This is a genomic window from Neoalteromonas flava, assembly GCF_002807685.1.
Classification (GTDB): Bacteria; Pseudomonadota; Gammaproteobacteria; order Enterobacterales; family Alteromonadaceae; genus Alteromonas_E; species Alteromonas_E flava.
Window position 1 is genome coordinate 686,248 of record NZ_PEAX01000003.1, and the last position, 24,421, is coordinate 710,668.

General features: G+C 45.4%; 24 protein-coding genes and 4 tRNA genes. 22 read left to right on the forward strand and 6 right to left on the reverse strand.

Annotated elements, in window-relative coordinates:
* Positions 1-2 precede the first annotated feature (2 nt).
* The 8 genes from serC (at position 3) to pyrF (ending at position 7,463) form a co-directional block, all read left to right on the forward strand.
* Positions 3-1,085, forward strand: a complete 1,083-nt coding sequence (gene serC / locus CSH92_RS09030) for a 3-phosphoserine/phosphohydroxythreonine transaminase (protein WP_100657270.1) — start codon at positions 3-5, stop codon at positions 1,083-1,085.
* A 3-nt stretch (positions 1,086-1,088) separates the two neighbouring features.
* Positions 1,089-2,375: a 3-phosphoshikimate 1-carboxyvinyltransferase gene (gene aroA / locus CSH92_RS09035; RefSeq protein WP_100657271.1), complete on the forward strand. Its 1,287-nt coding sequence runs from the start codon at positions 1,089-1,091 to the stop codon at positions 2,373-2,375.
* 83 nt (positions 2,376-2,458) lie between these two features.
* Complete coding sequence (gene cmk, locus CSH92_RS09040; protein ID WP_100657272.1) at positions 2,459-3,139, forward strand: (d)CMP kinase; 681 nt, start codon at positions 2,459-2,461, stop codon at positions 3,137-3,139.
* A gap of 115 nt (positions 3,140-3,254) precedes the next feature.
* Positions 3,255-4,925, forward strand: a complete 1,671-nt coding sequence (gene rpsA / locus CSH92_RS09045; protein ID WP_100657273.1) for a 30S ribosomal protein S1 — start codon at positions 3,255-3,257, stop codon at positions 4,923-4,925.
* Between the two features lie 85 nt (positions 4,926-5,010).
* Positions 5,011-5,295, forward strand: a complete 285-nt coding sequence (ihfB, locus tag CSH92_RS09050; RefSeq protein ID WP_100657501.1) for an integration host factor subunit beta — start codon at positions 5,011-5,013, stop codon at positions 5,293-5,295.
* 82 nt (positions 5,296-5,377) lie between these two features.
* Positions 5,378-5,581, forward strand: a complete 204-nt coding sequence (locus CSH92_RS09055; RefSeq protein WP_240612783.1) for a lipopolysaccharide assembly protein LapA domain-containing protein — start codon at positions 5,378-5,380, stop codon at positions 5,579-5,581.
* Between the two features lie 3 nt (positions 5,582-5,584).
* Positions 5,585-6,754 carry a lipopolysaccharide assembly protein LapB gene (gene lapB, locus CSH92_RS09060; RefSeq protein WP_100657275.1) on the forward strand — a complete coding sequence of 390 codons (1,170 nt, stop codon included), beginning with the start codon at positions 5,585-5,587 and terminating at the stop codon, positions 6,752-6,754.
* Between the two features lie 4 nt (positions 6,755-6,758).
* Positions 6,759-7,463, forward strand: coding sequence for an orotidine-5'-phosphate decarboxylase (pyrF, locus tag CSH92_RS09065; protein WP_100657276.1), 705 nt, complete (start codon positions 6,759-6,761; stop codon positions 7,461-7,463).
* 30 nt (positions 7,464-7,493) lie between these two features.
* Here the strand turns inward: pyrF and ald are convergent, their stop codons facing one another.
* Positions 7,494-8,624: an alanine dehydrogenase gene (ald, locus tag CSH92_RS09070; protein ID WP_100657277.1), complete on the reverse strand. Its 1,131-nt coding sequence runs from the start codon at positions 8,622-8,624 to the stop codon at positions 7,494-7,496.
* A 122-nt stretch (positions 8,625-8,746) separates the two neighbouring features.
* Between ald and lrp the strand changes: the two genes are divergently transcribed.
* From lrp to serS, 6 genes are all read left to right on the forward strand, one after another.
* Positions 8,747-9,235 carry a leucine-responsive transcriptional regulator Lrp gene (gene lrp, locus CSH92_RS09075; RefSeq protein WP_100657278.1) on the forward strand — a complete coding sequence of 163 codons (489 nt, stop codon included), beginning with the start codon at positions 8,747-8,749 and terminating at the stop codon, positions 9,233-9,235.
* 136 nt (positions 9,236-9,371) lie between these two features.
* On the forward strand, positions 9,372-11,822 hold the full coding sequence (locus CSH92_RS17360) for a DNA translocase FtsK 4TM domain-containing protein (protein WP_100657279.1): 2,451 nt from the start codon (positions 9,372-9,374) through the stop codon (positions 11,820-11,822).
* Between the two features lies 1 nt (position 11,823).
* Positions 11,824-12,435 carry an outer membrane lipoprotein periplasmic chaperone LolA gene (gene lolA, locus CSH92_RS09085; RefSeq protein WP_164084698.1) on the forward strand — a complete coding sequence of 204 codons (612 nt, stop codon included), beginning with the start codon at positions 11,824-11,826 and terminating at the stop codon, positions 12,433-12,435.
* Entirely contained in the window at positions 12,416-13,747 is a 1,332-nt protein-coding gene (locus CSH92_RS09090; protein WP_100657502.1) for a replication-associated recombination protein A, read from the forward strand. Before lolA ends, CSH92_RS09090 begins: the two co-directional genes overlap by 20 nt.
* Positions 13,747-14,115: a fluoride efflux transporter CrcB gene (gene crcB, locus CSH92_RS09095; protein ID WP_100657281.1), complete on the forward strand. Its 369-nt coding sequence runs from the start codon at positions 13,747-13,749 to the stop codon at positions 14,113-14,115. The genes CSH92_RS09090 and crcB overlap by 1 nt, the downstream gene beginning before the upstream one ends.
* A 9-nt stretch (positions 14,116-14,124) precedes the next feature.
* A complete protein-coding gene (gene serS / locus CSH92_RS09100; protein WP_100657282.1) occupies positions 14,125-15,411 on the forward strand; it encodes a serine--tRNA ligase in 1,287 nt (428 codons plus the stop codon).
* Here serS and CSH92_RS09105 read toward each other — a convergent pair whose 3' ends face one another.
* Genes CSH92_RS09105 through CSH92_RS09125 form a run of 5 tightly spaced genes read right to left on the reverse strand, consistent with a single transcriptional unit; the run spans position 15,412 to position 17,487 of the window.
* On the reverse strand, positions 15,412-15,753 hold the full coding sequence (locus CSH92_RS09105) for a TusE/DsrC/DsvC family sulfur relay protein (RefSeq protein WP_100657283.1): 342 nt from the start codon (positions 15,751-15,753) through the stop codon (positions 15,412-15,414). It lies immediately after the preceding gene.
* Positions 15,750-16,010, reverse strand: a complete 261-nt coding sequence (locus CSH92_RS09110; protein ID WP_100657284.1) for a hypothetical protein — start codon at positions 16,008-16,010, stop codon at positions 15,750-15,752. The genes CSH92_RS09105 and CSH92_RS09110 overlap by 4 nt, the downstream gene beginning before the upstream one ends.
* A 1-nt stretch (position 16,011) precedes the next feature.
* Complete coding sequence (locus tag CSH92_RS09115; protein ID WP_100657285.1) at positions 16,012-16,368, reverse strand: DsrE family protein; 357 nt, start codon at positions 16,366-16,368, stop codon at positions 16,012-16,014.
* 1 nt (position 16,369) lies between these two features.
* A complete protein-coding gene (gene tusD, locus CSH92_RS09120; RefSeq protein ID WP_100657286.1) occupies positions 16,370-16,759 on the reverse strand; it encodes a sulfurtransferase complex subunit TusD in 390 nt (129 codons plus the stop codon).
* A gap of 59 nt (positions 16,760-16,818) precedes the next feature.
* Entirely contained in the window at positions 16,819-17,487 is a 669-nt protein-coding gene (locus tag CSH92_RS09125; protein ID WP_100657287.1) for a Bax inhibitor-1/YccA family protein, read from the reverse strand.
* 244 nt (positions 17,488-17,731) lie between these two features.
* Here CSH92_RS09125 and CSH92_RS09130 point away from each other — a divergent pair.
* The 8 genes from CSH92_RS09130 to CSH92_RS09165 all read left to right on the forward strand — a co-directional run bounded on the left by CSH92_RS09130 (position 17,732) and on the right by CSH92_RS09165 (position 24,380).
* Positions 17,732-17,823 (forward strand) — tRNA-Ser (locus CSH92_RS09130).
* A gap of 154 nt (positions 17,824-17,977) precedes the next feature.
* Positions 17,978-18,622, forward strand: a complete 645-nt coding sequence (gene uvrY / locus CSH92_RS09135) for a UvrY/SirA/GacA family response regulator transcription factor (protein WP_100657288.1) — start codon at positions 17,978-17,980, stop codon at positions 18,620-18,622.
* Positions 18,622-20,451 (forward strand): excinuclease ABC subunit UvrC, encoded by a 1,830-nt coding sequence (gene uvrC, locus CSH92_RS09140; RefSeq protein ID WP_100657289.1) that lies wholly within the window; start codon positions 18,622-18,624, stop codon positions 20,449-20,451. The genes uvrY and uvrC overlap by 1 nt, the downstream gene beginning before the upstream one ends.
* Positions 20,452-20,508: 57 nt before the next feature.
* A complete protein-coding gene (gene pgsA, locus CSH92_RS09145) occupies positions 20,509-21,075 on the forward strand; it encodes a CDP-diacylglycerol--glycerol-3-phosphate 3-phosphatidyltransferase (protein WP_100657290.1) in 567 nt (188 codons plus the stop codon).
* 110 nt (positions 21,076-21,185) lie between these two features.
* Positions 21,186-21,261 (forward strand) — tRNA-Gly (locus tag CSH92_RS09150).
* A 46-nt stretch (positions 21,262-21,307) separates the two neighbouring features.
* A tRNA-Cys gene (locus CSH92_RS09155) sits at positions 21,308-21,381 on the forward strand.
* Between the two features lie 33 nt (positions 21,382-21,414).
* Positions 21,415-21,501 (forward strand) — tRNA-Leu (locus tag CSH92_RS09160).
* Positions 21,502-21,962: 461 nt separating this feature from the next.
* On the forward strand, positions 21,963-24,380 hold the full coding sequence (locus CSH92_RS09165; RefSeq protein WP_100657291.1) for a S8 family serine peptidase: 2,418 nt from the start codon (positions 21,963-21,965) through the stop codon (positions 24,378-24,380).
* The last annotated feature ends 41 nt before the right edge of the window (positions 24,381-24,421 follow it).

The window sequence follows — 24,421 nt, forward strand, 5'->3', positions numbered from 1 at the left end:
CTATGACACAAACCGTGTATAACTTTTCCGCGGGGCCGGCAATGCTGCCGGCTGCGGTATTAGAACAAGCGCAAGCAGAACTCATCAACTGGCAAGGCCTTGGCACTTCAGTGATGGAAATCAGTCATCGCAGTAAAGAGTTTATGCGCGTGGCCGAGGAATCTGAGCAAGACTTACGTGCATTGATGCAGATACCGGCTAATTACCGTGTATTGTTTATGCATGGTGGTGGCCGTGGTCAGTTTGCGGCCGTGCCATTAAATCTGGCAAGTCCGTCGCAAAGTGGAATGCATTTAGTTTCCGGCTCTTGGTCTAAGGCCTCGGTAGTGGAGGCTGATAAGTTCATCCAAGCGCACAAGACAGACATTCGTGTCGAGCGAGACGGGCGATTAGGCGCGGATCTTAAGCTTTATGAAGATAATGAACAGTATGCGTTTGTGCATTATTGTCCCAACGAAACTGTTGATGGCATTGAGATCTTTGACGTACCAGTAACCAAAGCGCCCTTGGTCGCTGACATGTCATCAAACATCTTATCGCGCCAAATAAATGTTGAAGACTACGCATTGATCTACGCGGGTGCGCAGAAAAACATAGGCCCAAGTGGTTTGTCAGTGGTTATTGTGCGTGAAGATTTACTCGGAAAGCCGCAAGCACAAACACCCGTGATATTGGATTACACCGCCGCAGCCAACAATGAATCAATGTTCAATACTCCGCCAACTTACAGTTGGTACTTGTCTGGATTAGTCTTTAAATGGCTACTCGCCAATGGTGGTGTGAACGCAGCAGAGCAGCTAAACAAACAAAAAGCCGAACTGCTTTATCAATTTCTTGATCAGTCTAGTCTATTTAATAACCGCATTATGGATGCTAACCGGTCACGTATGAATGTAGTATTTCAGCTTGCCGATGAATCTCTTAATGAGCGCTTTTTGGAACAGTCGGTAGATGCGGGATTGCATGCGCTGAAAGGGCACCGCTCAGTGGGTGGTATGCGTGCCAGTATATATAATGCTATGCCGTTAGCTGGAGTTAAAACGCTCGTTGATTTTATGCGCGAATTTGAACGTACCCAAGGATAGTTAATGGATAAATTATTATTGAACCCGATTGCACATGTCGCGGGCACTGTGAATGTGCCCGGCTCAAAGAGTTTATCCAATCGCGCATTATTATTAGCCGCATTAGCAAAGGGTACGACAACCTTAACTAATTTGCTTAACAGCGACGACATAAAGCATATGCTCAATGCGTTAAAGCAGTTAGGCGTAACCGTTTCTTTAAACGCTGCAGGCGACGAATGCACCGTTGAAGGCCTTGGTGGGCGCTTTGCCCGCTCGCAACCACTCGAGTTGTTTCTGGGCAACGCTGGTACCGCTATGCGCCCCCTGTGTGCAGTACTTGCGACATCTGATGTTGAGGTCACTCTAACGGGTGAACCGCGCATGGAAGAACGCCCAATCGGCGATCTCACTGATGCCCTGGTTTCAGCTGGGGCAGAAATTGATTTTTTAAAAAACACAGGGTTTCCACCACTTACGATCAAAGGTAAGCAATTAACGGGTGGTAATATTTCTGTTGATGGCAGTGTGTCGAGCCAATTTTTAACTGCTTTACTTATGGCTGCTCCGCTATTTGCACAGGATTCGGTGATCAGTATAGAAGGAGAGTTGGTCTCCAAACCTTACATTGATATTACCCTTGCCACCATGGAAGCCTTCGGTATTAAGGTAGAGAATCAGAATTATCAAATCTTCAAAGTTGCCGGAAATCAAACGTACCAATCCCCAGGCCGCTTTTTAGTTGAGGGTGACGCATCATCCGCATCGTATTTCCTCGCTGCCGGAGCCATCAAAGGTGGCACCGTCACAGTGACAGGCGTGGGCAAAAAATCAATCCAAGGTGATATTCGTTTTGCGGATGTACTTGAGAAAATGGGTGCAAGAGTCGATTGGCAAGACGAGTCCATTACTGTCACAGGTGCTCCATTAACGGCAGTTGATATGGATATGAATCACATCCCAGATGCTGCGATGACTATCGCAACTACTGCTTTGTTTGCGACAGGAACAACCCGGATTTCTAATATTTACAACTGGCGTGTTAAAGAAACAGACCGCTTACATGCGATGGCGACTGAATTACGTAAGGTAGGCGCTACGGTGGATGAAGGCCATGATTACATTAGCGTAACCCCACCAAAAACGCTTAACCACGCTGAAATTGAAACCTACGATGATCATCGTATTGCTATGTGTTTTTCTTTAGTTGCATTAAGTGATACGCCGGTAACAATCCTCGATCCGCAATGTACCAAAAAAACCTTCCCTGACTATTTTACCCGGTTCGCTACGATACAACAAAACGCATAATCACAAATGGTTACAGGATCCAAGTGGTAATTGAATGCTAGCACGCGTATAATGCCGCCCGATTTTTACCAAGGGTGGTTTATATGCAGTCGATTCCAGTCGTAACCGTCGACGGCCCCAGCGGTGCAGGGAAGGGGACATTGGCTTCCATGTTAGCGGAGCACTTCGGTTGGCACCTACTAGATAGTGGCGCGATATATCGGGTACTAGCCGTAGCGTCCTCACATCATGGGTTAGCACCAAACGATGAAGAAGCACTAATGCCATTAGCTTCAAGCCTTGACGTCACATTCGAAATAGACGGTGATGTAAAAAAGATTATCCTCGAAGGCGAAGATGTCACTGACGTGATCCGTACTGAAGAGGTTGGTAGTATCGCCTCACAAGTGGCAGCGCTCCCGCGGGTTCGGGAAGCGTTATTGCGCCGTCAACGTGCGTTCGAACAAGAGCCTGGATTGATTGCTGATGGACGCGACATGGGTACTGTTGTTTTCCCCGACGCACCGGCAAAAATTTTCCTTACAGCCTCGGCGGAAGCCCGTGCGCAAAGACGCTTTGATCAGTTGAAAGATAAGGGCCATGATGTTAAACTTTCGCGCCTTTTATCTGACATCAAAGCCAGAGACGAAAGAGATACGCACCGTTCGGTCGCGCCATTAGTGCCTGCTGACGATGCAATTGTTATCGATTCAACGTCAATGAGCATTGCTCAAGTCTTTGAAAAAGCGAAAGAAATTATTGGCGGGAAAATATCCGCGCAATAGATTCTGCAAGTGTTATGTAACGTATCGTCGCCATGGATTGTGATGATTTTGAATAACAACCCCATGTTAGCTGGAACGTAACGTGGATGTAAATTAGATAAATTAACTGAACTTTATGACTGAAAATTTTGCACAGCTTTTTGAAGAGAGCTTACAACAACTTGAAACGCGTCCTGGTGCCATCGTTAAAGGAACCGTTGTTTCAATCGACAAAGACATCGTATTAGTAGACGCGGGTCTCAAATCAGAAAGCGCAATTCCTGCTGATCAATTCAAGAACGCTGATGGCGAGCTTGAAATTGCTATCGGTGATTCCGTTGACGTTGCACTTGATGCAGTCGAAGACGGCTTCGGTGAAACTATCCTTTCTCGTGAAAAAGCGAAGCGCCATGAAGCATGGGTAGAGCTTGAGAAAGCATACGAAGAAAAAGAAACCATCAAAGGTATTATCAACGGTAAAGTGAAAGGCGGCTTCACAGTAGAAGTGAATGCAGTACGCGCTTTCTTACCTGGTTCGTTGGTAGACGTTCGCCCAGTACGCGACACGGCACACCTTGAAGGTAAAGAACTCGAATTTAAAGTAATCAAGTTAGATGCTAAGCGTAACAACGTAGTTGTATCTCGTCGTGCTGTTATCGAAGCAGAAAACAGTGCTGAGCGTGACTCGCTATTAGCTAACTTGGAAGAAGGTCATGAAGTTAAAGGTATCGTTAAGAACCTTACTGACTACGGTGCATTCGTTGATTTAGGCGGTGTTGACGGTCTACTTCACATCACTGATATGGCTTGGAAGCGCGTTAAGCACCCAAGTGAAATCGTAAATGTTGGTGATGAAATCAACGTTAAGGTACTTAAGTTCGACAAAGAGAAGTCACGTGTTTCTCTAGGTATGAAACAAATGGGCAGCGATCCGTGGCAAGAAATTGCTGAGCGTTACCCAGAGGGTGCTAAGCTTAGCGGTGCAGTAACAAACCTAACTGATTACGGTTGCTTCGTTGAAATCGAAGACGGTGTTGAAGGTCTTGTTCACGTTTCTGAAATGGATTGGACTAACAAGAACGTACACCCATCTAAGGTTGTTAACCTAGGTGACGTTGTTGAAGTAATGGTTCTTGAAATTGACGAAGAGCGTCGTCGTATTTCTCTTGGCCTTAAGCAGTGTATTGCTAATCCTTGGGAAGAGTTCGCTAAGTCACATGAGAAGGGCGACAAAGTTAGCGGTAAGATCAAGTCAATTACTGACTTCGGTATCTTTATCGGCCTAGACGGCGGCATCGATGGTCTTGTTCACTTATCTGACATTTCTTGGAACAAGTCAGGTGAAGAAGCGGTTCGTGACTATAAGAAAGGTGACGAAATTTCTGCTGTTGTACTACAAGTTGATCCAGAGCGTGAGCGTATTTCTCTTGGCGTTAAGCAAATCGAAGAAGATCCTTTCAATAAGTATCTGACAGATAACAAGAAAGGTGCTATCGTTAATGGAACAGTTACCGCAGTTGACGCGAAAGGCGTAACCGTAAATCTAGCTGAAGAAGTTGACGGCTACATCCGTGTTGGTGATTTAGCACGTGACCGCGTAGAAGACGCTTCTGAAGTTGTTAATGTAGGCGATGCAATCGAAGCCAAGTTCATGGGCGTTGATCGCAAGAACCGCATGGTTAACCTTTCAGTTAAAGCGAAGGACCAAGCTGACGAGAAAGAAGCATTGGATAAAGTGAACCAGCAAGAAGACGCCGGTTTCGCAAATGCCATGGCTGAAGCTTTCAAAGCAGCAAAAGGCGAGTAATTCTCCCCAAATTAGGCGCATCTATCTGATGCGCCTACCTCCTCCTGCTGGTAACATCGAGATATCTAACTATCGTGAGGTTGCCATGACAAAGTCTGAACTTATCGAAAGATTGGCCTTAAAGGCCGAGCATATCCCTGCCAAAGAGCTTGAAATAGCGGTTAAAGAACTGCTTGAGCAACTTGCGCAAACTCTGCAAAAAGGTGAGCGTATCGAAATTCGCGGTTTTGGTAGCTTTTCTTTGCATTATCGTGCACCTCGCGTAGGTCGTAACCCTAAAACTGGTGAAACTGTGCAATTAGAAGGGAAGTACGTGCCACATTTTAAGCCAGGTAAAGAACTTCGTGATCGCGTCAATGAAGCGATGTAAAAGTTGCGACTGACTACGGGAGAAATAGTCCTTGAGAGGGTTAGCATTATTTTTAGTTGTGATCGTGCTGGTGTGTGTTTTTGTGTTAATTGGGGCACAAAATAGCCAAACAGTCACAGTCAACTTTTTAATTGCTCAAGCCACACTAAAGCTCAGCACCCTTATGGCCATTATTATGACGATAGGAGTTGCTATCGGTTTATGTATCCTAATGACCAGCTGGCTAGCACTCAGAGTTAAGTTAGGTATTGCTAAACAAAAGCTCAAAAAGCTGCAAAACGAGTAACTCATGTTAGAACTTTTGTTTCTATTGCTACCCGTCGCAGTAGGCTACGGATGGGTAATGGGGCGGAATAGTCTGCGCCAAGCCCAACGCAAGCAATCGAGTATCCTCTCGAAGCACTATTATCGGGGTCTGAACTTCCTTTTATCAGAGCAACCCGATAAAGCCGTCGACACCTTAATAAAAATGATCGACCTAAATAATGATACGGTCGAGACCCACATTGCTATGGGTAACTTCTTTCGTCATCGCGGTGAACTTGACCGTGCGATTAAAGTGCACCAAAACTTAGTTAGTCGTGATGAAATAGAACCAAGCCAGCGCGAAAATGCGCTACGCGAGCTAGGCCGCGATTATACGCAGGCTGGATTTCTAGAGCGGGCTGAGAATGCCTATTTACAGTTACTTAACTCAGATAAGCATTACATAGATGCGCAAACCAATCTGTTTAAGATCTATCAAACGACCAAAGAGTGGGACCGCGCTATCGATTTAGCTGAACGCATGGTCGATTGTCACGGTGATGATAATGATATTTTAGTGAGGTTAGCTCATTTTTATTGTGAGCAAGCCGAGAAATCATTACAGCAAAGCGATCAAGAAAATGCCGTTATCTACTTGCAAAAAGCCACTCAATCCGATGAAAAAGCTGTACGTCCGTGGTTGATGTTGGGCCGTTTGGCAATCGAGAAGCAAGCTTACACAGATGCTTTTGATTGCCTATTAGAAGTTCCCAAGCGCGATATCAACTGGCTTAGCGAAGCAATTCCGTTACTCGAAAAATGTGCCGAACAGCTTGGCGATTGGGCGCGGTTTGAACAAGTGCTGAATGACTATGGGAATGTCTGTGCTTCGGCCTATTTGGCTAAGGTTAATCTAATGGCTAATCAGGGCCAAACTGATGAAGCGACGCAATTGCTTTATGAACAACTGCGCAAGAAGCCAACAATGAAAGGTTTCGCTACACTCATGCGTTTGTATATCGCACAGCACAAGCAAGATCCCAATACCAGTAGTCTGGCCCTATTGCGAGGATTAGTAGAGCAACAAATGTTACAACGCCCTAAATATCGCTGTGGTAACTGTGGTTTTTCAGGGCGTAAAGTTTACTGGCTGTGCCCATCCTGTAAGAAGTGGGGTGTAGTTAAACCAATTAAAGGCTTAGATGGAGAGTAGTAGGGTGAGCGAAGCAAAAGTCATCGTTGCGTTAGATTTTGAGACTGAATATCAAGTCCTTGATTTAGTCGAACAGCTAGCCCCTGATCAATGCCGACTTAAAGTTGGTAAAGAGTTGTTTACGCGTTTAGGTCCAGATATCGTGCGTCGTCTGGTAGGTAAAAACTTTGATGTATTTCTTGATCTTAAGTTTCACGATATTCCTAATACTGTGGCTAAAGCTTGTCTAGCTGCTGCGGATTTAGGCGTATGGATGGTTAATGTTCATGCCTCGGGTGGCGCTAAAATGATGAGCCACACTCAACAACAGCTAGAACTGTCCGGTGCAGATGTTAAGCTGATAGCGGTAACCGTATTGACTAGTATGGATCAAGTACAGTTGAGTGGCGTTGTGCCAGACACATCGATTACGGATCAAGTCATAAAGCTAGCCACATTAAGCAAAGATTGTGGACTTGATGGTGTGGTATGTTCGGCACAAGAGGCGAGTAACTTAAAGCAAAGGTTAGGTAGTAAATTTGAACTTGTTACCCCTGGTATTCGGCCAGCGGGAGCTAGCCAAGATGACCAAGTGCGTATTGTTACACCCAGCGATGCAATTAAGTTCGGCGTGGATTATATGGTCATTGGACGCCCTATCACTAAAGCCAATTCTCCCCTAGATGCACTCAAGAAGATTAATGCCGAAATAAAAAAGGCTACCCTGTAAGGTAGCCCTTTTTATAGGGGCGAAAATCATTTAGCTCTTTAATGCTTCTGCCGCATCTTGGTATTGTAAAGATAGCTGCTCACCCAACGCGTCCATAACCGCAGCATAAGTTATCTTTCCCTGATGCACATTCAGCCCATTTAACAAATGAGGGTTATCTAACATTGCTTGCTTGGGTCCTTTGTTTGCTAACGCTAGACCAAAGGGTAAAGTTGCGTTGTTCAATGCCATAGTAGACGTCCTAGCTACACCGCCAGGCATATTAGCGACACAGTAATGTACTACACCATCTACAATGTAGACTGGATCTTGGTGAGTGGTAGCGCGTGATGTTTCAAAACAGCCGCCTTGGTCGATCGCAACGTCAACTAACACTGAACCTTTCTTCATTGCGTTAATATGGCCGGTATTGAGTAGTTTTGGTGCCGCTGCTCCAGGAATAAGAACCGCACCAACAACTAAGTCAGCTTTAGACGAATAATGTTCGATGGCATCAACAGTTGAATAAACCGTCTTTATTTGATTTCCAAAGATATCGTCTAACTCTCTTAGGCGCGGTAATGAACGGTCTAGAATAGTTACATCGGCACCAAGACCAATGGCCATTTTAGCGGCGTTTGTACCAACGACACCGCCACCAATGATCAACACTTTGCCTGGAGCTACACCAGGTACACCACCCAATAGGGTGCCGCTACCACCATGAGCTTTCTCAAGATAATGTGCGCCCGCTTGCACTGACATACGACCGGCAACTTCACTCATCGGTGCCAATAGGGGTAAGCCGCCGCGAGGGTCAGTTACCGTTTCATAAGCAATACAGGTTGCGCCTGACTCAACTAATAGTTGCGTTTGCGTTGGATCAGGTGCGAGGTGCAGGTAGGTGTACAAAGTTTGCCCTTCGCGCAACATTTTACATTCATTGGGCTGCGGCTCTTTGACTTTAACTATCATCTCGGCACGCGCAAAAATCTCTTCTGCCGTTTCAATAATGCTGGCACCAGCTTCAATGTACATTTCATCGTCAAAACCAATTGCCGTTCCGGCATGAGTTTGCACGATAACGTCATGTCCATGAGCAACGAATTCCTTAACGGCTGCAGGCGTTAAGCCAACACGGTATTCATGATTTTTAATTTCTTTTGGTACACCTACAAGCATTGAAACAACCTTTTAACAAATTGAAAACCCGCGCAGTATACTGATAAAAAAGACAAAGAAATGGCTGAAGTTTGAGCAGTTACAGGATATTATTTTGACTAACCCAATAAAGGAAAAATTGTATGCTGGCTAAGACGCCAAAAAGTTTAGATAAAATTGACCGCCGGATCTTAATCGAGTTACAAAAAGACGGGCGATTGTCGAATGTAGAGCTAGCTAAACGCGTTGGTTTAAGCCCTAGCCCCTGTTTAGAAAGGGTTAAGCGTTTGGAGGGGCAGGGTTATATTACCGGTTACCGGGCTATGGTGAACCCTGATAAGCTCGGTGCGGCAATGTTGGTGTTTGTAGAAATAACGTTGACAAAAACATCGGTAGATATATTCGCAGAATTTTCTGCTGCGGTTAAATTACACGATGATATCCAAGAATGTCATTTGGTTTCAGGTAATTTTGATTTTCTGTTAAAAGCGCGAGTCGCAGACATGTCGAGTTATCGCAAACTACTTGGTGATACACTGCTACGCTTGCCGGGAGTCAGTGAATCACGAACGTATGTTGTGATGGAAGAAGTCAAATCCACAACACAGGTTCACATTAATCTGAAAAGCTAAATCTGGATGCGAGTTTTGATGATTTTTTTTCCCTGTATAGCGCACTGTTGTGGTAATCTTTGGTGTTTAATAATAACAATAAAATGAGTGAGCCCGGTGCGCGGGTTAAGGGCACTCAAGGTGATTAATTTAGGGTATGGCGCGATTAACAGGTTTACAGCGACTGTTTGAAGTCGGCATGATGCTGGCTTGCACATTCGCATTCTTCTTACTTTTAGCGATTGTCTCTTTTCATCCTGCTGACCCCGGCTGGAGTCAAGTTGGTTTGCAAGCAGACGTACAAAACTGGGGCGGGGCAACGGGTGCCTGGTTTGCTGATATTTTACTCTTCTTTTTAGGCTATCTTGCGTATGTTGCTCCTATCGGCTGCGCTGTCATTGGTTGGTTTCTCTTTCAACACGTTAAAACCCTAGCGGAATTTGACTATTTAACGATTGGTTTACGGATCATTGGTTTTGTTTTATTCATGCTTGGCGCTACCAGCCTGTTAAGCCTAAACGTGGATGACTTGTACAGTTTTCCCGCTGGCGGAATGGTTGGCGATGTAATGAGCTCGGCCTTATTACCCTATTTCAATTTAGCTGGCACGACGCTTTTACTACTCTGTTTCGTGCTTACCGGCATAACGTTAATGACCGGTATCTCCTGGCTCGCCGTTATTGACGGAATAGGTAAATACGCTATCGTATCTGCACTGGCCACGACAAAACTACCTGCTTACGCGCAGCAATTACAGTTACCACAACGATTACGCTTAGCAAAACCCCCAGAGGATAGCCCTAGCGACGTTACAATAACGCGTATGCGTGCAACGCCAGAGGATACCCCGTTACCGCAAGAGCCACACTTTGGGATTCCAGACGAAGTTTTTAGCACTGAGAGAAAAACCAATAGTGAGATCGAAGAATCTGAAGTTCCTGCTATTAGTCGTTTGGACAGTTTGAAACAGCGCTTTGGATCCCGGCGTTCAATTGACCGCGAGCACACCACAGAGAAAACCGAAAAGGAAATCGTACAACCGCCTGTTAAACAGACCGGCAATGCGGCTAATTCGCCAACCGATGCGGTCGTAGTAAAAACTGAGCCAGCAACGCCGATGCCGTCTTTTGATCTACTCGAACGGCCCGATAAACATGAAAACCCGATTTCCCCAGAAGAATTGGAGCAGGTTTCCCGGTTAGTAGAGCAAAAATTGGCCGATTTCAACATCGAAGCTAGTGTAGTAGGGGTTTATCCAGGGCCGGTTATTACCCGTTTTGAGTTAGATTTAGCGCCCGGAGTGAAGGTCAGTAAGATCACCGCGTTGTCGAAAGATCTAGCGCGCGCCATGTCGGCTATTTCGGTGCGTGTAGTAGAAGTTATCCCGGGTAAATCGGTTATCGGGCTTGAGTTACCAAATAAAAATCGGGAAATGGTACGCCTCAGTGAAGTTATTACCTGTGAGACATTCCAATCTGCCTCATCACCATTAACCATGGTGTTAGGCGCGGATATTTCGGGTAAGCCCGTCATTGTTGATTTAGCCAAAATGCCACATTTATTAGTCGCAGGAACTACGGGGTCAGGTAAGTCTGTTGGCGTTAACGTTATGATTTTGAGCTTGCTCTACAAATCTAAGCCTGAAGACGTGCGCATGATCATGATCGATCCCAAAATGCTCGAATTATCGGTGTACGAGGGTATCCCACACTTATTGGCTGAAGTAGTTACTGATATGAAGGAAGCCGCCAACGCGTTGCGTTGGTGCGTAGGTGAGATGGAACGCCGTTACCGTTTAATGTCTGAGTTGGGAGTGCGTAACTTAAAAGGCTACAACGCTAAAATTTTAGCTGCTGTAGAAGCCGGCGAACCAATAAAGGATCCGCTTTGGAGACCTGAAGAAAGCATGCTGACCGAGGCGCCTGACTTAGAAAAATTACCATCGATTGTTGTGGTCGTTGATGAGTTCGCTGACATGATGATGATCGTCGGCAAAAAAGTAGAAGAACTTATTGCTCGGATAGCACAAAAAGCTCGAGCTGCTGGGATCCATCTTGTTCTTGCTACCCAGCGACCGTCCGTTGACGTAATCACGGGTTTGATTAAAGCCAACATTCCCACGCGTATTGCATTTCAGGTTTCCAGCAAAATCGATTCACGTACAATTTTGGATCAACAAGGAGCTGAAGCGCTGTTAGGTGCCGGTGATATGTTGTATCTGCCCCCAGGTACAGCCGTACCAACTCGGGTTCATGGTGCGTTTGTGGATGATCACGAAGTTCACGCTGTAGTTGCTGATTGGAAACAACGTGGCGAGCCTGAATATATCGATGAAATTCTTAATGGTGAAGCCACCGCTGAGATCCTCCTGCCGGGTGAGCAAGCTGAAGGAGACGATCAGGAAATGGATGCGTTTTATGATGAGGCCGTCGCGTTCGTCACCCAGAGTCGCAAGGTTTCAGTAAGTAGTGTCCAGCGTAAATTTAGAATTGGTTACAATCGCGCGGCAAGAATTGTGGAACAAATGGAATTAAGTGGCGTCGTAAGTGCATCTGGCCATAATGGCAATAGAGAGGTGCTTGCTCCTCCGCCACCACCGAGAGATTAGTATGTTAAAAAAGATTTTCAGTTTAGTCATTGCAACCTTGCTATGCCAATCTGCGTTGGCGGAGGATGCTAAGCAGTTATTGCGTGATAAATTGGCCAACATTGAGACTTTTCAAGCAAGCTTCAGTCAAGCTATCACTGACCAGTTGGGTAATAATGTGCACAATGCCAGTGGTAAGCTGATTACGAAACGTCCGCAGCAATTGTATTGGCATACGCAACTTCCTGACGAAGTGCTATTAGTGGCTGACGGTGACGCGGTTTGGCAAGTAGATTATTTTGTTGAACAAATCACAGTAGTTGATCAGTCGACGGCGGTCAAAGATAATCCGATGATGCTATTGGCCTCAGGTGATGATACTGACTGGAACAATGTTAGTGTTACCTTAATAGACGATTTTTTCGTGATAGTGCCTAATCTAACAAGTGCAATTACGGAATTGAGCTTATCTTTTAGCGACAACAAGTTAGTTCAATTAACGTCTGTTGATACTCAAGGACAGCGCAGCATATTGACGTTTAATGAAATTCAGATCAATTTACCAGTAGCAAGTACACAGTTTGAAGTTGCCAATGCGGATGGGTTTGTATTGGATGACCAGCGAAACCAGTAACTTGTCTCTTTTTCAAGAAGTGCTGCATGCCCCCTTAGCTGCTCGAATGCGCCCACAATCGATTAACGATATTGTTGGGCAACAGCACTTAGTTGGGGAAGGTAAGCCGTTAGCGCAGATTATTGCTCAAGCCACGCCTGTCTCTTTGATCCTTTGGGGGCCGCCTGGAACCGGTAAGACCACTCTCGCAGAAGTCATAGCAAAACACAGCGAAGCCGATATTCAACGGGTCTCTGCAGTAACTGATGGGATCAAAGAAATTCGGAAAGCGATCGAGCAAGCGCAGCAAAATGTGGCGACAGGGATCCGAACATTACTGTTTGTTGATGAAGTACATCGTTTTAATAAATCGCAACAAGATGCTTTTTTGCCACATATTGAATCTGGTCTAATTCAGTTTATCGGTGCCACCACTGAGAATCCCTCTTTTTCTTTGAATAATGCACTATTGTCGCGCACCCGCATGTTCGTGCTGAAACCGCTAACAGATGACGACCTCGCTAATCTCATTGCGCGTGCGATTCGGCTCTTGGCTCACGATAGAAATAAGCCATTGAGAATCGACAGTACAGCAGAAACGCACCTGATTCGTGCGTCATCTGGTGATGCCAGGCGTTTATTGACGCAGTTAGAACTTGCCGTCCAGTTAATCGACGGTGATGAGATTGAATTATCACATGTTCAGTTAGCGCAGGGGGAGCGGAGCACTGCTTTTGATAAGCAGGGAGATTATTTTTACGATCACCTCTCTGCATTTCATAAATCCATCCGCGGATCATCTGTTGATGGTGCGTTGTTTTATTTTGCCCGATTGCTACAAGCAGGTTGTGAAGCAACAGTTATCATTCGACGGCTCTTGGCTATTGCTAGCGAGGATATCGGTAATGCCGATCCCCGCGCTATGCAAATGTGCCTAACCGCTTGGGACGTATACCATCGCGTTGGCGCGGCTGAGGGAGAACGCGCTATCGCACAGGCCGTTGTTTATTGCGCCTTGGCGGCTAAAAGTAATGCGGTCTACATTGCGTTCAAAGCGGCACAGCGCGCCGCAGAAGAAAATCCGGATGCGCCAGTACCCGCGCATTTGCGTAACGCACCAAGCAAAATGGCTAAGTCCTTAGGTCATGGCTCGGATTATCGCTATGCACATAATGAACCTCACGCCTATGCGGCCGGTGAAACCTATTTACCAAAAGGCATAGAAGGGGGTTTTTATCAGCCCTCAGAGCGGGGATTAGAGAAGCAACTCAAGGCCAAACAGAAATTTTTGCTGGAACTTGATCAGCAACATAGTGAACGAGAAAACAAGTGATGAATTATATGTATGTTGCGTTGGGCGGTGCTCTTGGTGCTTGCTTACGTTATTTTATCATGCTGAAGGCTGATCTTTGGTTTGGAAAAGCTATGCCCTTTGGTACACTAGCGGTCAACGTAGCAGGGTCATTTTTACTGGGTGTTTTCTACGCTGTCATGCATCAAGAGGCACCTATTGATAATCCCTACCGAGCATTTTTTGCTATTGGTCTATTAGGCGCTTTTACAACTTTCTCCACGTTTTCTTATGATACGTTGCTTTTATTGCAACAGGGTGAATGGCTAAAGGCGTTGGCTAATATTGGATTGAACGTATTTGTTTGTATTTTGGCCGCCGGCAGTGCGGTGTATTTGGTGAAAGGATAATAAGGTCACATGCTAGATCCTAAGTATTTTAGAAATGACATAGAAGCTACCGCGCAACGGTTGGCTGCACGTGGCTTCAAACTTGATGTTGAAGCTTACAATACGCTTGAAGAACAGCGTAAAGCGTTACAAGTAAAAACCCAGGATTTGCAAAATACACGCAATGTGAAAAGTAAAAGTATCGGGAAGGCAAAAGCGCAAGGAGAGGATATTCAGCCATTGTTAGCTGAAGTAAGCTCCCTAGGTGATGAACTTGATGAGGCTAAGCAAGAGTTAGAGCGCGTGCAGAATGCACTCAACATTTTCTATCAAGAAACTCCAAACTTACCGGATCCTGATGTAGCTGTCGGCAAAGATGAATCTGAAAATGTAGAAGTTTTACGTTGGGGAACGCCAAAGACGTTTTCATTTACGGTGAAAGATCATGTTGATTTAGGCGAGCAGCTAGATAAAGGGTTGGATTTTGAGGCAGCGGCAAAGCTATCCGGCGCGCGCTTCGTGGTTATGCGCGGTAAAATTGCAAAGTTGAATCGAGCACTCGCCCAGTTCATGTTAGATATGCATACTCAGCAGCACGGTTATACCGAAATGTATGTTCCTTTCTTGGTAAATTCAGACAGCCTGTTTGGTACTGGGCAGTTGCCTAAATTTGGCGAAGACCTCTTTCATACCAAGCCTGCGACCGAAGAGGGGCAGGGAATGTCACTGATCCCAACGGCTGAAGTTCCGTTGACGAATTTAGTTAGGGATACAATTCTTGAAGCCGATGCATTACCCCTGAAAATGACAGCACATACCCCTTGTTTTCGCAGTGAAGCAGGTGCTTATGGGCGCGATACGCGCGGTTTGATCCGCCAACACCAATTTGACAAAGTTGAGTTGGTACAAATTGTTAAACCTGAAGATTCTGACGCAGCACTGGAAGCGTTAACGGGTCATGCAGAAGCAATACTACAAGCGTTAGAACTGCCATACAGAAAGGTGATGTTGTGTACAGGTGACATGGGTTTCGGTTCAGCCAAGACTTATGACCTAGAGGTTTGGTTACCTGCACAGGATTGCTACCGCGAAATCTCTTCTTGCTCTAACATGCGCGACTTCCAAGCGCGTCGAATGCAGGCAAGATTCCGCAGCGCTGCAGGACAGAAACCAGAGTTGGTGCATACCTTGAATGGTTCAGGATTAGCGGTTGGAAGAACCTTGGTTGCAGTGCTTGAGAATTATCAGAATGAAGACGGCAGTATTACCGTGCCTACAGCATTACAACCTTATTTGGGCGGTGTAAGCTCACTTTGATCATAAACATTTAGCGGGCTTAGGAAGGCCCGCTAGCTTAGTCGCTTGCTTAGCTGGCCCTTGTGGAAACAGGCGGTGCAGATAACGGCTATTGCCTTTTTCCGGTCCCATGGAAGCAGCCATTGCTTTAACCAGTGCGCGGATAGCTGGGCTTGTTTCATACTCAAGATAAAAATTTCGCACAAACCAAATGACTTCCCAGTGCGCGTCTGTGAGCGCTATATTATCTTCGCTAGCGATGTGATTAGCGACGTCTTCATTCCAGTCCGTAACATTTTTAAGATAGCCATTTTTATCCAATGGAATACGTTGGTCATTGACCGTTAGGTGGTCGGCAGTCATAGGGTTATACACCGTTTAGCGCGCGCAATTAACTTAGCGATGTTATCTGTAGAAATTGCTTGTTCGGGTAACAACGTTATGCCCCTGATTTGGCTGTGTTCGGCGTGAACAAAAAGTTGCGCACTGATTTTTTGATGTAAATCTGAAAAACTGAACACTGCATCTTCACACACGATAACGGTATCTTCTGCTCTTATTAGTCGCAAACTGGGGTTAACGTTAGATACTGGAAATTTACGAATAAACCAAAGGTTCATATTAGAAACTCACGATATAATCATACTGCGATGTTAAAAGGGCCAGTTCATCGGGCGCTACTATTTTAGCGGAGTCAGGCGCGGCAGTTTGCATTACTTGATGAGCATTTAGACTTTCAGCGCAAATATATAACTCTTCTACATCGTAAAACGGCAACACATTGAGCTGCTTACGCGGATCTTTCAATGTAAATGCTTTGCAATCACCACTGTGGGATAGATACCGTACACCATGCTCACACAACAAAATAGAGCAGTCATGTCCATATCCGGTTGAGGCTAACGCAAAATCAATCGCATCGGCGCTGTCAGATGAGCTATAGGGCGAGTGTGTAATAATAACTAAAAGCTTGGCCATACTAGTACTGTATTAATTGATCAACGTTATGCAGGCGAGTGAAAAACTCCCCTAAACCGACTTGCTCAAATGGCGCTATTAGATTGTGCGCTGACTGCGCATTTTGCTCTGCTAACGCAGCATCAATCACGCCTCGCTTTTCTGCAGCAGACACACAAACTAATAATGGGACTTGGTGTTGCTGAGAAAACATTGACCAAGCAGAATGAGGGTTGAACTCGTCTACCGGAGGATTGATCAAGCTATTCGCGTTGAGTACCCCAGACGCATAAAAAAACACGGATTCCACCGTGCAACCGGTTGCAATCAATCCGGTTAGAGTATTAATTGCCTCCTGCATGCGCAGCACATTAGAAGGAGAGCAAGTTATCAAGCAACTTATATGAGCCATTTTTATCCAAAAAAAACACCCCTGACGGGGTGTTTTCGAAATTCATTACAACTGAACTATCAGTCATCACCACCAAACGCACCCAACAAGTGTAACAGCGAAGTGAAGATATTATAAATATTCAAATACAGCGCTACAGTAGCAAGGATGTAGTTTGTTTCGCCACCATTCACGATGCGGCTTGTATCATACAAGATAAAACCTGACATTATGAAGATGATTGCTGCATTAAGTGCTAAAAACACCGCTGGGACCTGGAAGAAAATATTCGCTATCGCAGCGATAAGCACTACCACCATACCCACAACAAGAAAACCGCCTAAGAAAGAAAAGTCTTTTTTAGTGGTTAGGGCATAGGCGGAAAGTGACAAGAACACGATTGCTGTACCACCCATGGCTTGCATTATTAATGAAGGGCCATTCGCGAACCCAGCATAATAAGAGAGAATAGGTCCCAGTGAAGCGCCCAATAAACCAGTGAATAAGAAAACAAGTCCGACACCTGCAGCAGAATTTGCCTTACGATGCAGAACAAATAAAGTCACAAAAGCACCGATCATCATGCCAAGCGATGCAAGTCGGCCTATGCCCATAGCCATTGCGACGCCAGCGCACAGTGCGCTAAATAGCAATGTCATTGATAGCAGCATGTAGGTACTGCGCAAAACCTTATTGGTCTGTAATGCAGACTCCTGAGCTGAACTAGCATACAACGAACGTTGTTCCATTTTACCCTCCAACAGGTGTTAACGTCTTAATTGGTTTCAGAGCCTAGAAAAGTAGACCCTGTTACTAAGACCCTTTGTAGGGTGTTTGGTTCCTTTTTTCAAGTGCTTTCCGCCGCTTAAGCAACAGTTTTCCCGAGTATTCGTCGCAATATCACTCGAACTGACCAATTACTAAGCAAACAGTTATTTTTTTTGAATTACTACTTTACAAGGCCGACGTTGATCATTAACATTCGCAGCACTTGGAGAGGTGGCAGAGTCCGGTTGAATGCACCTGACTTGAAATCAGGCGAAGGGTCAAACCTTCCGGGGGTTCGAATCCCTCCCTCTCCGCCAAATACATTAAAGCCCGCTAATGCGGGCTTTTTTTATGTTTGTGATAAATGGGTGGTTTTTCTACTGGCAAAATTTGTTTTAGCATTTATTATTGGCTAGGTGTCGCAATTAAATTGCCTACATAATTGGTTTTACTCATAAAAAGAACGCCACAGTGATAAAAATTCTTTTGGTCGATGACCATGATCTTGTTCGGACGGGAATAAAAAGGATTTTAGAAGACGTCAAAGACTTTACCGTAGTAGCAGAAGCTAAAAACGGTGAGGACGCTGTATCTATCTGTCGTAAAAATGCACCGGATGTGGTTCTGATGGATGTTAATATGCCAGGCATTGGAGGGCTTGAAGCTACTCGTCAAATAATGCGGTTAGCAGAGAACACCCGTGTTATTGGTCTTTCCATGCAGAGCGAGAGCCCGATTCCTGCAAAGGTTATGCATAACGGCGCTTTCGGCTTCTTAACTAAGGATGCCGAACCTGATGAAGTGATTACGGCGATCTATAAAGTGGCAGCAGGGCAGAAGTACCTGGCGCCAGAGATTGCGCAACAGGTGGCGCTCGGTTTCCTTGATATCAACGATATTAATCCTTTTGAGCAGCTCAGTGATCGTGAATTAGAGATCACCATGATGCTTACAAAGGGCCAAAAAGTCCCAGACATTGCCAATTATCTGAATATCAGTGCTAAAACAGTCAATACCTACCGTTATCGCATGTTTGAGAAGTTGAATGTGAAAAGTGACGTTGAACTCACCCATTTAGCCCTGCGACATAAACTTATCAGCGCTGATCAGTTTTAATGCTTGAGCCAGGTGCTTTCGATTTAACTCAGTTTCTCAGCAACCTTACCCACCAACCGGGTGTTTATCGCATGTATAACGATAAGCATGAAGTTATTTATGTGGGTAAGGCAAAGAACCTTAAGAATAGGGTATCGAGCTATTTTAAAGCCCAACATGACAACGCTAAAACCACCGCATTAGTTGCCAACATTGCGTTTATTGACGTAACTGTTGTGAGTAGTGAAACTGAGGCCTTTCTACTCGAAAACAATTTCATCAAGAAGTATAAACCGCGTTACAACGTAGTACTGCGTGATGATAAGTCCTATCCTTATATCATGTTGTCAAATCACCAACATCCGCGTCTAGCCTTCCATCGGGGTGTCCCCAAACAAGATAAAGGCGAGTTTTTTGGCCCATATCCTAGTGCTTGGTCAGTGCGGGAGAGTTTGCGTTCAATGCAGCGAATTTTCCCCGTGCGGCAATGCGAAGATAGTTATTATCGTGCTCGTTCGCGCCCCTGCTTGCAGTATCAAATGCAACGTTGCTCTGCGCCTTGTGTTGAAGGTTACGTAAGTGATGAAGAATATCAGGAACAAGTGGATTGGGTCCGCCTATTTTTAAAAGGAAAGAATAAAGAAGTTATTGAGCGTTTAGTTGAGAAGATGGAGCGGGTCAGTGCCGATCTTAATTTTGAGGCTGCTGCGCGATACCGCGACCAAATAAGTGCATTACGCAAAATTCAAGAACAGCAGTATGTGGCTGGAACCCAGCACGAACTTGATATCTTCGGGATTTATGTACACCGCGGCAGTGCTTGTGTGCACGGGTTGTTTATTCGAGAAAGCCAAATGTTAGGGAGTAAATCGTTTTTTCCTAAAGTACCGTCGTTAGCTAATGAGGCTGAGATTTTTACCGCCTTTTTGACGCAGTTTTACTTAACGGGAAAAAAGTCGATTCCAAAGCAAATTGTCGTGCCAACTAGCATTGAAGATAAAGTAGCTATTGAGAGCATGCTAGCAAAACAGGCTGGACATAAGGTGCAGTTATTTAGTGGGGCCCGCACGGAGAAGCGGCGTTATCTTCAGCTCGCTATGAATAATGCAAAGAATCAACTTGAGGCGCAGCAGAATCAGCAACAGTCCATAATAGCGCGTTACCTTGCCTTAGAAGAAATTTTGTCTAGCGATACACCAATCCAACGCATTGAGTGTTTTGATATCAGTCATACTTCGGGCCAGCAAACCGTTGCCTCTTGTGTGGTCTTTAATCGTGAAGGACCGCTGACATCAGACTATCGTCGCTTTAATATTGAAGGGATTACCCCCGGTGATGATTATGCGGCGATGGATCAAGCGATTCGGCGACGCTACAGCAAGGTTAAAGAGATTGAAAAGGTTCCAGATATCCTACTAATAGACGGAGGGAAAGGGCAGTTAGCGCAGGCCGAACGTTGTTTTGAAGACTGGACCTTAGGTAAAAAACCATTTTTAATTGGCGTAGCTAAAGGGACATCGCGAAAGCCAGGGCTTGAAACATTAATATTAGCTGGCTCGCATGAAACAATTCCGATGGACGCCGACTCACCAGCGCTACATTTGATTCAACATGTTCGTGATGAATCTCACCGCTTTGCAATTGCGGGACACCGAAATCGCCGACAAAAAGTCAAAACCACCTCTTCGCTTGAGGCAATACCGGGAGTTGGAAACAAGCGCCGGCAGTCTTTATTAAAATACATGGGTGGGCTACAAGGCTTGAAAAAAGCCAGTAAAGACGAGATAGCTAACGTGCCGGGTATCAGTTACGAACTGGCAGAAACTATCTACGAATACCTGCATAGTTAACTTTTCCTATGGATATGTGTACACTGCTCGGGTCTTAAGGCCGTTGAGTAGTTTTTCGTGTGGACAATACCTAACATCGTAACCATGTTTCGTGTCATTCTGATCCCGGTGTTCGTTATTGTTTATTTCCTCGACTGGAAGTGGGCACAGTACACCGGCGCTTTTATCTTTTGGCTGGCGGCAATAACTGATTGGTTTGATGGTTATTTGGCGCGCAAGCTACAACAAACAACCCCGTTTGGCGCTTTTCTTGATCCCGTTGCAGATAAATTAATTGTCGGTGCAGCGCTGCTTATGATTACGCACACTTACAATTCTATCTGGATCACAGCACCAGCAATTATTTTGATGATGCGCGAAATTTACATTTCTGCTTTACGCGAGTGGATGGGGCAACACGGGCTAAGTGATGTAGTAAAAGTTAACTTTGCTGGTAAAGCTAAAACCATGGCGCAAATGCTTGCCTTGATCGGTTTATTATCTGGCTTAGAGTACTTCATGGGCGTACGCATTTATTGGGTTACTTTAGGTTACGCATTATTATATTTTGCTGCCGCCTTATCATTGTGGTCAATGGTAACTTACACCACAGCGGCATGGGTACACTTGAAAAAATCGGCTTGATTGTTCAAATAATCAGCGTTTGAGCGAAAGTCGCTTAAAAACACAGCAAACGAACATTTTAGTGGTTGACAGGTTGTACTTTGTCGGTAGAATTCGTGCCCACGTTGCAAGCGGGAATAGCTCAGTTGGTAGAGCACAACCTTGCCAAGGTTGGGGTCGCGAGTTCGAGTCTCGTTTCCCGCTCCAATACTTTTAAGTGTTGACTTTCTGCGACGTAAGACCAGCTTTTTATGGCGGAATGGCAGAATGGCTATGCAGCGGATTGCAAATCCGTGGATCTCGGTTCGACTCCGGGTTCCGCCTCCATAGAAAGATAGCAGGGCATCCTGCTTCCATCCTGCCCGGGTGGTGAAATTGGTAGACACAAGGGATTTAAAATCCCTCGCGCGAAAGCGTGTGCCGGTTCAAGTCCGGCCCCGGGCACCATCTCTTCTCGATGATATCGTATTCACAAGTTAACTTTTCAAACTAAAACTCCAATTTGATAACGCGAATTTTTCCACCTTGCAAGGTCACCCAATCTAGTTCTCAGCACTAACGATTATTAACTTTTTTGTTTATGTGCTAATTATCAATGAAATATGATATTCCATTAAGTTATAAACCGCTTTTATTTGGTTATTTTTCCTCTGTAGCCTTTGTTTACGATAGGTCAGTATTGGCTTTAACGGTTAAATCAATTTTCAAAACATCATTATTGACTAAAACTTGGACGTATAGACGCATATAAAATCTATTGATGGTCAGACCAAACGGCGCTAGTGTAGCTTCGGTTTTTTCAGATGACTGTCTGAAATCGCAGGACGGATCACATTGAAAACAGGGATAGCCCTAAGGATGGAGGCAGATAATTATAATTAAAAACTCTATACAACAAGTGAAACATAATGAAATATAAAAAGAAGTCGTTAGGGCTCAGTAAAACGTCTCTTGGCGTTTTATCGGCACTAATGTTAACAACACCCGCGCTCAGTGGGGAATTACAAGAAGTCGGTGAGGTTGTAAAAGGCCAATCAAAAATCGACCAAGACTTTAACCAATGGAAACGCAGTCAACGTGAAGCCATGTTGAGTGCTGAAACGGATCAATTCATCGTTGAATTCCATTCTGATCTATCAGGGTTAAGTTTAGATTCACCTGAAACGGCAGCAATTAAAACCCAGCAAATCGCTGGAGACCTTAAACAAAACCTCAAATATCAACGTTCGTTGGGTAACAACAAACACGTGGTAAAATTGGAAGAAAAAGCTGATCGGAATCAACTTAAAGCATTATTAAAGCAAATAAGAAACAATCCATCGGTCGCTTCTGCTGAAGAAGATCCAAAACGCTATTTCATGGCCGAGACAACACCGTGGGGATACACTGCAGTGCAAGCGAGTCAGTTAAGTGACGCAGCATCAGGTGCATTAACGGTATGTATAATCGACTCTGGCTATGAGGCCAGTAATCCTGATCTTTCTGGCAACAATGCTACTGGCACCAATGACAGCGGTACTGGAAACTGGTATCAAGCAGGCGGTTCACACGGAACCCACGTTGCTGGAACCATTGCAGCTGTGGGTAATAACATCGGTATCAAAGGGGTATTGCCGAATACTCAAGTGAACTTGCACATTATTAAGGTATTTAATGAGTCTGGCTGGGGTTACAGCTCTGATTTAGTCACTGCAGTCAATACCTGCGTAAATAATGGTGCGGATGTAGTCAATATGAGTTTGGGTGGCCCTTCTGCCAGCACATCAGAGCGCAATGGTTTGGAAGCTGCAACAGCTGCCGGTGTTCTTTTAGTAGCAGCGGCGGGTAACGACGGCGATGCAAGCCTTTCATATCCAGCGTCTTACGATACCGTTATGGCGGTCGCAGCGGTCGATGAAAACGGCCAACACGCTGAATTCTCTCAATTTACTCCACAAGTAGAAATATCAGGTCCTGGTGAGGCTATTTTATCGACTGTCGCTGGCGATGGCCGCTTAGGTAGTTTAGTTGTCGGCGGTACTGATTTTACCAGTAGTGGTGTAGTGCCTCAGTCACGCTATGTGCAAAGCGGTAGCAGCTATGTGGTGTCTAACATAAATGGCTCAGTATCTGGGGTGATTGATACCTGTAGCCGCTCTGGTAGCAGTTATAGTTGTGGCAATATGACGGGTAAAATATGTGTGGCTGAGCGTGACGCTAATCAGGGCGCCAGTTACCCTGAGATAAACGCAGCAAAAGCGTGTGCCGATGCCGGTGCGGCTGGTGTTGTCGTATATAGCAACAGTGCGCGTCCTGGATTACAAAATCCGTTTTTGGTTGATGCCACAGGAGCTGTTGATGTTCCAACGGTTTCTGTGAATCGTAGTGTTGGTCAAGCGCTCGCCGGGCGAGTAGGACAAAGTGCCAGCTTAGCGGTTAGTGCTAATCAGGATTACGCCTATTACAATGGTACGTCAATGGCAACACCACATGTTGCCGCAGTCGCAGCATTAGCATGGAGTAATAATCTGTCGTGTACCGCAGCTGAGGTACGTACGGCGTTAAAAGCAACGGCTATCGATTTAGATGTTGCAGGTCGTGATGATCGTACAGGTTTTGGTATGGTTCAAGCTAAAGCCGCATCGGATTACCTAGCAGCCAACTGTGGCGGCAGTACCGGTGGTGGTGGCGGAACAGGTGGACCTGACGCACTTGAAAACGGGGTTGCGAAAACCAGCTTAACGGGTGCTGCAAATGATGAATTGTCTTACACATTTGAGGTCCCCGCTGGAGCAACTGATCTTACATTTGATATGTCAGGCGGCACAGGTGATGCCGATCTGTATGTTAAATTCGGATCTGAACCAACAACTAGCAGTTATGATTGCCGTCCTTATGCGAGCGGCAACAATGAGTCCTGCCCAGTAACTTCTGCTCAAGCGGGAACCTATTACGTAAAAGTTATCGGGTATTCCGCGTTTAGTGGTGTCAACTTAGTTGCCAGCTTCACTGAGCCATCTACAGGTGGCGGCGGTGGTGCTAGCGGGTTCTCTACAACAGTTGAGAATATTTCAGCTAGCCGCAATAACTGGAAGTACTACACCATTGATGTACCAGTCGGTATGTCTAGCTTTGATGTTAGTATCGCGAACGGTAGCGGCGACGCCGATCTGCACGTGCGGTATGGCGCACAGCCAACGACCAGCAGCTATGATTGCCGTCCATATGAAAGTGGTAATAATGAGGCTTGTAACTTTACTAGCCCAACAGCGGGTACGTGGCACATTGGAGTTCGCGCATATCGCACATTCTCCGGTGTTGACTTAACAGTCTCATATCAACCTTAATTTAGGTTTTATTTAAAAGGGCGTCCAACGGACGCCTTTTT

Bases quoted from the DNA above. Each gene is read 5' to 3' on its own strand.
- serC (WP_100657270.1), top strand. From the start codon at position 3: ATGACACAAACCGTGTATAACTTTTCCGCGGGGCCGGCAATGCTGCCG.
- aroA (WP_100657271.1), top strand. From the start codon at position 1,089: ATGGATAAATTATTATTGAACCCGATTGCACATGTCGCGGGCACTGTG.
- cmk (WP_100657272.1), top strand. From the start codon at position 2,459: ATGCAGTCGATTCCAGTCGTAACCGTCGACGGCCCCAGCGGTGCAGGG.
- rpsA (WP_100657273.1), top strand. From the start codon at position 3,255: ATGACTGAAAATTTTGCACAGCTTTTTGAAGAGAGCTTACAACAACTT.
- ihfB (WP_100657501.1), top strand. From the start codon at position 5,011: ATGACAAAGTCTGAACTTATCGAAAGATTGGCCTTAAAGGCCGAGCAT.
- lapB (WP_100657275.1), top strand. From the start codon at position 5,585: ATGTTAGAACTTTTGTTTCTATTGCTACCCGTCGCAGTAGGCTACGGA.
- ald (WP_100657277.1), bottom strand. From the start codon at position 8,624: ATGCTTGTAGGTGTACCAAAAGAAATTAAAAATCATGAATACCGTGTT.
- lrp (WP_100657278.1), top strand. From the start codon at position 8,747: ATGCTGGCTAAGACGCCAAAAAGTTTAGATAAAATTGACCGCCGGATC.
- CSH92_RS17360 (WP_100657279.1), top strand. From the start codon at position 9,372: ATGGCGCGATTAACAGGTTTACAGCGACTGTTTGAAGTCGGCATGATG.
- lolA (WP_164084698.1), top strand. From the start codon at position 11,824: ATGTTAAAAAAGATTTTCAGTTTAGTCATTGCAACCTTGCTATGCCAA.
- CSH92_RS09090 (WP_100657502.1), top strand. From the start codon at position 12,416: ATGACCAGCGAAACCAGTAACTTGTCTCTTTTTCAAGAAGTGCTGCAT.
- crcB (WP_100657281.1), top strand. From the start codon at position 13,747: ATGAATTATATGTATGTTGCGTTGGGCGGTGCTCTTGGTGCTTGCTTA.
- serS (WP_100657282.1), top strand. From the start codon at position 14,125: ATGCTAGATCCTAAGTATTTTAGAAATGACATAGAAGCTACCGCGCAA.
- CSH92_RS09105 (WP_100657283.1), bottom strand. From the start codon at position 15,753: ATGACTGCCGACCACCTAACGGTCAATGACCAACGTATTCCATTGGAT.
- CSH92_RS09110 (WP_100657284.1), bottom strand. From the start codon at position 16,010: ATGAACCTTTGGTTTATTCGTAAATTTCCAGTATCTAACGTTAACCCC.
- CSH92_RS09115 (WP_100657285.1), bottom strand. From the start codon at position 16,368: ATGGCCAAGCTTTTAGTTATTATTACACACTCGCCCTATAGCTCATCT.
- tusD (WP_100657286.1), bottom strand. From the start codon at position 16,759: ATGGCTCATATAAGTTGCTTGATAACTTGCTCTCCTTCTAATGTGCTG.
- CSH92_RS09125 (WP_100657287.1), bottom strand. From the start codon at position 17,487: ATGGAACAACGTTCGTTGTATGCTAGTTCAGCTCAGGAGTCTGCATTA.
- uvrC (WP_100657289.1), top strand. From the start codon at position 18,622: ATGCTTGAGCCAGGTGCTTTCGATTTAACTCAGTTTCTCAGCAACCTT.
- CSH92_RS09165 (WP_100657291.1), top strand. From the start codon at position 21,963: ATGAAATATAAAAAGAAGTCGTTAGGGCTCAGTAAAACGTCTCTTGGC.